We start from the raw sequence: 6185 nt of genomic DNA, 5'->3' as shown, positions 1-6185 counted from the left end.
GCCGCCGCGGGCGACCGCCCGGCCCGCGGCGGCCTCGCGATCCACCGCCTGGTGCCGTGGTTCATCCTCGCCTTCCTTGCGCTCGCGGGCCTTCGCTCGACGGGCCTGATCCCGCCGGTTGCGCTCGCGCCGATGTCGGAGACCGCCAACGTGCTGACCGTGGTCTCGATGGCGGCGCTCGGCCTCGGGGTCGACGTGCGCAGCGTCGCCAAGGCCGGGGCGCGGGTGACCCTCGCGGTGGTCGCCTCGCTCCTCGCCCTCGGCGCCGTCAGCCTCGGCCTGATCCGCGTGCTCGGCCTCGTCTGATCCGCGCTATGGCATCGATCCAACTCCTTGATGAAAGAACTGCCGTGACACGTTCGTCCCAATCTTCGTCCGAGGCGGTCGCGCAGGGGACGGGATGGTTGATGGGGCCGGGTCGCGAAGCGGCGGACGCGGCAGCCCTTCTCGACGGGTTCAGTGCGTGCCTCTCGGGGCTTGGCCTGCCACTGGCCCGCGCCACCACCCACGCGCCGACCCTGCATCCGTCGTTCCGCTGGGTAATGCGCGTCTGGCATCCAGGAGCGTCGAGCCTAGCCTTGCGTCGCCGCCACGGCATCGAGAGTACGCCGACGTTCCACGGCAACACCGTCGAGCGCGTAGTCGAGACCCGTACCCCGTTCCGATGCCGTCTCGACGGGGATGGGCCGCTGCCGTTTCCCGTGCTCGGCGAGCTTCGCACCGAGGGTCTAACCGACTACCTCATCGTGCCGCTGCGCGCCGCGCGTGGACGCATGGGCGCCGCCTCCTGGGCCACGGCGAGACCGGGCGGCTTCACGCCGATCGAGATCTGCACGTTGCTGGCGCTGGTCGAGCCGTTCTCGCTGCTGTTCGAGATCAAGGCGCTCGACGACATGCTAGGCGCGGTGCTGAGCGCCTATGTCGGACGCGACCCGGCGCGGCAAATCCTGACCGGCACGGTGCGGCGCGGCGACGTACGCTTGATGCGGGCCGCGATGATGCTGACCGACCTGCGCGGGTTCGGCGAACTGTCCGACCGGCAAAGCCCCGACCGTGTCGTGGCCGCCCTCAACCGGATGTTCGATGCCATCGTGCCGGCCGTCGAGGCGGAAGGCGGCGAGGTGCTGAAGTACATCGGCGACGGGCTACTGGCCGTGTTCGATGCCGATCGCGACGAGGCCGAGGCGCGCAGTGCCGCCTTGCGTGCCGCCGAGGCCGCGCTTGATGCGCTTGCGACCCTGCGCAACGGTGACAGGGCTGCCTTCGAGGTCGGCGTCGCACTTCATGTCGGGGAGGTCGCCTACGGCAATATCGGCGGCGGCGACCGGGTCGATTTCACGGCGATCGGCCGCGATCTCAACGTGCTCGCCCGCGTCGAGCGCCTGTGCAAGACCTACAACACGCCGCTGATCGCCACCGACACCTTCATCGACGGGTTGGCACATGCCCTTGAACCGCTCGGCACCGTCGCCTTGCGCGGTTTTTCCGAGCGTCACGCCCTGTTCGGGTGTCGCAGGACCGCGCCCGTCGGCGCGCCGGCGGCGTGACGCCGAGACGGCGTCCTTGATCGTCCCATTGGAGATCGAAACTTCTCAAATCATCGCGTTTGGAGATCGTTCGTATCGCGAAAGACCGTTGGTGGGAATAAATCGTATCCCGTAGCATCTCCCTGGTCGCGAGGAATCGCCACGGGTCCGATGCCTTCGAACGCATCGACGCCGACATCCTTCAAGGGGAGAGACCATGCACGGACTGGACAGACCGATGAACCGCCGCCTCGTCCTGGGTGGCCTAGGGCTCGGAAGCCTCGGCGCCGCCATACCGGCCTGGGCGGCGGGCTCGGTGAAGCTTCCGCTGCCCGGCGGCCCGGACGAGCGGGCGCTGACCACGGCCTTTCCGGGCAAGGCCGAGATGATCCTCCAGCGCACTCATCCGCCGCTACTGGAGACGCCGTTCTCGGTGTTCGACGAGGGTGTATTCACCCCCAACGACCGCTTCTACGTCCGCTGGCACTGGGCCTCGATCCCGACCGAAGTCGATGCCGGCACCTTCCGGCTTAAGGTCCACGGCCATGTCGAGAAGGAGCTCTCGCTCTCGCTCGACGCCATCGCCGGCCTGCCGCGCTTCGAGATCGCCGCAGTGAACCAGTGCTCGGGCAATTCGCGCGGGTTGTTCGAGCCGCGGGTGACCGGCGCGCAATGGGCAAACGGTTCGATGGGCAACGCCCGCTGGACCGGCGTGCGCCTCAGGGACGTGCTCGAAAAGGCCGGGGTGAAGGCCGGTGCCGTGCAGGTGCGCTTCAACGGCCTCGACGAGCCGGTGGTCGACGACGCGCCCGACTTCAAGAAGTCGCTCGATCTCAAGCACGCCAACAATGGTGAGGTGATGATCGCCTACGCGATGAACGGCGAGCAATTGCCGCTGCTCAATGGTTTCCCGCTCCGGCTCGTGGTGCCGGGCTGGTACTCGACCTACTGGGTCAAGATGCTGTCCGACATCGAAGTGCTGGACAAGCCCGACGACGGGTACTGGATGAAGACCGCTTACCGCATTCCTGACGTGCCGGGCGCTAACATCAAGCCCGGTCAGACCGGCTTCAAGACGGTGCCGATCAACAGGATGGTGCCGCGCTCGTTCGTCACCAACCTGACCGATGGCGCCAAGGTGGCGGCCGGAACGCCGGTGGCGTTGCGCGGCATCGCCTTCGGCGGCGATTGCGGGGTGAAGGCGGTGGACTTCTCAGGCGACGGCGGCGCGACGTGGTTCCCGGCGCAGCTCGGCGCGGACGAAGGCCCCTACAGCTTCCGCCGCTTCGACGGCAGCTTGCCGGCATTGGCTGCCGGCAGCCACACGGTCAGGGTCCGCTGCACCAACACCAACGGCGTCGCGCAGCCCCTGGACCGGGTCTGGAACGGGGCCGGCTTCATGCAGAACGGCATCGAGGCCGTGTCCTTCCAGGCCGCTTGAGGAGAACAGCCATGAACCCGATCCGCCCTGCGGCCCTCATCGCCGCCCTCATACTGTCTCCCCTGGTGGCGTTCGCCGCTTCGGCTCCCGAGCCGATGCGCTTCACCTCGCAATCGATCGAATTCCCGACTTCCGACCGGATCTTCCCGGACGGGCCGGGGGCCGAGGCGGTCAACAACAACTGCCTCGCCTGCCACTCGGCCGGGATGGTGCTGACCCAGCCCAAGCTCACGAAGGCGCAGTGGACCGAGACCGTGAACAAGATGGTTCACGTCTACAAGGCGCCGGTCGATCCGGCCGACGTGCAGACCATCGTCGACTACCTCACGGCGTTGAAGCCGACGCCCTGAACCCCCGAATCCCGAGGCCGCCGCGTTTTTTTCGCCGGCCTCGGGGAATAGACCGCGCCCTCCGGCATCTCCCCAGGGCGATGCACGGCCAAACCGGTCTCGCATCACGCAATCCGAATTAGAACCAGCCCTCACGGCAGGCCCCGGCCGCCGAACGAGCGCGCATGCCAGAGAGACACGCTTCATGACCCACGTCCGCACCAGCCTCCGCGCCCTCCTCGCCGGAGCCGCCTTGCTCCTCGCCCAGGGCCAGCCCGGGTCCGCCGCTGGCTTCGACGGCGCGATCAAGAACAACGCCCTGGCGCTGAACGCCGCTGGGACCGTCGCCGCTGTGTCGAACAGCGAGGAGAGCGCCGTCATCGTCTACGACGTCGCCAAGGGCACGGTGCTGCGCCGCCTCGACGGCTTCGTCACGCCGCGCAACATCGTTTTCGCGCCGGACGGCGCCCGCTTCTACGTCTCCGACAGTGGCACCGGCCGGATCACGGTCTATGAGACCGCCACCGGCAAGGAAGCCGGCGTTCTCGCCGCCGGCCCCGGCGCGTTCGGCACGGTGCTCTCGGCCGACGGGGCCAAGCTCTACGTCAACAACGAGGCCGCGAGCACGCTGACCGTGTTCGACACCAGGACCATGCTCGCCGAGGCCGTGATCCCCGGCTTCGCGCAGCCGCGCCAGGGCGTGAAGCTGTCGCCTGACGGCAAGACCGTGTTCGTCACGAACTTCCTTGGCGACAAGATCACGTTGGTCGATACCGCCACCAACAAGATCACCGGTGAGATCGCCGGGTTCGACAAGCTGCGCGCCATCTCGATCACCAAGGACGGCAAGACGCTTTTTGCCGCCAACAGCGGCCGTAATACCATCGGCGTGGTCGATGTCGCCGCCCATAAGGTCACCTCCGAAGTGGAAGTGGGCAAGGACCCCTACGGCGCCGCACTGACCCCGGACGGGCGCTTCGTCTATTCGGGCAACCTGAAGGACAACTCGCTCTCGGTGATCGACACCGGCACCCTCAAGGTCGTCGCCACGGTGACCGGCCTGAACGAGCCGCGCCAGGCGATCGCGTTCTCGGCCGACAACGCCCATGCCTACGTCCTCAACCGCGACCTCAGCGTCGCCGTAGTGGACCGGGCGAAGAACGCGGTGGTCTCGACGATGAAGCCCTGAGGCGACGCGCGCCGGGGGCCTTATCGCCCCCGGCGCGTTCTCGTCGTCGATACGTCACGAACGCAGGACAAAAACCCCATGCTCGGCCTGTTCCAGCGCAAGGACCGCCTCATCGTGCACGGCGAGGCGCCCTACAATGCCGAGCCGCCGCTCGATCGCCTGCGGGCGGCCTTCCTCACCGACCAGGCCGACTTCTACGTCCGCAGCCACGGCGACATCCCGGACCTCGACGCCGACGGCTACCGCCTGACTGTCGACGGGATGATCGCGACGCCCCTCGAATTGTCCGTCGCCGATCTGAAGGCACGCTTCGCGCACGTCACCGTCACGGCGGTGATGCAATGCGCCGGCAACCGCCGGGCCGACATGCTGGCGGTGGCCCCGGTCGCCGGCGACCCGTGGGCGGCCGGCGCCATCGGCAACGCGGAATGGACTGGGGTGCGGCTCGCCGACGTCCTGCACGCCGCCGGGATCGATGCGGGCAGTCCGCGCCACGTCGCCTTCGAGAGCCACGACCGTATCGCGGGGTCGGACATACGCTTCGGCGCCTCGATCCCGCTCGCCAAGGCGCTGGCGCCCGAGACGCTGCTCGCCTTCGCGATGAACGGCGAGCCTCTCGCCCCCGAGCACGGCTATCCGTTGCGCGTGGTGGTGCCGGGATTTGCCGGCATCCGCAGCCCGAAATGGCTCGCCCGCATCACGGTGCAAGACCGGCCCTCCGACAACCCGATGCAGGCCGACGACTACAAGCTGTTCCCGCCCGACGTGACGGCTGAGACCGCCGACCCGGCCCAGGGCATCACCATCGAGGCGATGCCGTTGAACAGCGCGATCTGCGAGCCCGCCCGCGGCGCGGCGTTGAAGTCCGGCCGGCACGCGATCCGCGGCTACGCCATCGCCAGCGACCGCTCGATTGCCCGCGTCGACGTCTCGACGGATGGCGGCCGCAGCTGGGCGCAGGCCTGGATCGACCGCGATGCGGACGCGCCCTACGCCTGGACGTTCTGGCAGATCGACAGCGAGCTGACCGCGGGCGAGCACGAACTCGTGGTGCGGGCCTGGGATTCCGCCGGCCAGACCCAGCCTGCGGCGCCGGACGACACCTGGAACTACAAGGGCTACCTCAGCGCCGCATGGCACCGGGTGCGGGTGACGGTGGCCTGACCGTCACGCCCGGAGCAGGGCGGTGGCCGCAAGGCCGGAGATCGCGATGAGCAGGGCCGCGATCCCGACGGTGAGGATGCGCGGCATCATCGGGATCTCGGCATGGGCGAGTCGCGCCCGGATCGCCCGGTCACGCCACGCGGCGCCCGCGAACGATGCGAGCGCACAGGCGATCAGCGTGAGCGAAAGCACCTTCAATGGCCAGACCGCCAGCACCTCCCGCAGGAAGCGCTGCGCGGCCAAGCCGACGCCGAGGAAGGCGAGCCCGGTGCGAAGCCACGCCACGAAGGTGCGCTCGGCTGCCAGCACGGTCCGGTCCTCGGCGAGCCTGACCCGCGGGTCGTCGGGGTGCACGGGTTTCGCAGGATCGCTCATCCGGCATCCGCCGTCGCGATCAGGTCGAGCAACGCGTCGGCGGCCCGGCTGCGGTAGCGCTCCTTGTGGCGCAGCACCCGGAACGGCCGGCTCGGCAGGGCGAACGCCGCCCGCACCAGGGTTCCGGTCCGAAGCGCGGCGGCGACCACGGTCTCGGACAG

7 protein-coding genes and 1 pseudogene are annotated in these 6185 nt (G+C 68.8%); 6 read left to right on the top strand and 2 right to left on the bottom strand.

Features of this window, described 5'->3' with window-relative positions; all coding sequences use genetic code 11:
* The 6 genes from FV220_RS23530 to FV220_RS23505 all read left to right on the top strand — a co-directional run.
* Positions 1-306: putative sulfate exporter family transporter (locus FV220_RS23530; protein ID WP_147833425.1), on the top strand; the 306-nt coding region annotated here is incomplete at its 5' end.
* A 101-nt stretch (positions 307-407) separates the two neighbouring features.
* Positions 408-1547, top strand: a complete 1140-nt coding sequence (locus tag FV220_RS23525) for an adenylate/guanylate cyclase domain-containing protein (protein ID WP_056217688.1) — start codon at positions 408-410, stop codon at positions 1545-1547.
* 196 nt (positions 1548-1743) lie between these two features.
* Positions 1744-2967, top strand: coding sequence for a molybdopterin-dependent oxidoreductase (locus FV220_RS23520; protein WP_056217685.1), 1224 nt, complete (start codon positions 1744-1746; stop codon positions 2965-2967).
* Positions 2968-2978: 11 nt separating this feature from the next.
* Entirely contained in the window at positions 2979-3317 is a 339-nt protein-coding gene (locus tag FV220_RS23515) for a cytochrome c (protein WP_056160265.1), read from the top strand.
* A 184-nt stretch (positions 3318-3501) separates the two neighbouring features.
* Positions 3502-4485 carry a beta-propeller fold lactonase family protein gene (locus tag FV220_RS23510; RefSeq protein ID WP_056160267.1) on the top strand — a complete coding sequence of 328 codons (984 nt, stop codon included), beginning with the start codon at positions 3502-3504 and terminating at the stop codon, positions 4483-4485.
* A gap of 78 nt (positions 4486-4563) precedes the next feature.
* Entirely contained in the window at positions 4564-5649 is a 1086-nt protein-coding gene (locus tag FV220_RS23505) for a molybdopterin-dependent oxidoreductase (RefSeq protein WP_147833424.1), read from the top strand.
* A gap of 3 nt (positions 5650-5652) precedes the next feature.
* On the opposite strand, the gene FV220_RS23500 is transcribed toward FV220_RS23505, so the two are convergent.
* Entirely contained in the window at positions 5653-6024 is a 372-nt protein-coding gene (locus tag FV220_RS23500; RefSeq protein WP_147833423.1) for a DUF202 domain-containing protein, read from the bottom strand.
* A pseudogene (locus FV220_RS26275) lies at positions 6021-6185 on the bottom strand (LysR family transcriptional regulator); the annotation flags it as partial. The gene FV220_RS23500 and the pseudogene FV220_RS26275, both read right to left, overlap by 4 nt.

The sequence above is a fragment of the Methylobacterium sp. WL19 genome (assembly GCF_008040005.1).
GTDB lineage: Bacteria > Pseudomonadota > Alphaproteobacteria > Rhizobiales > Beijerinckiaceae > Methylobacterium > Methylobacterium bullatum.
The sequence above is the reverse complement of the archived record's forward strand: the minus strand, read 5'-3'. Positions and strand labels throughout refer to the sequence as shown.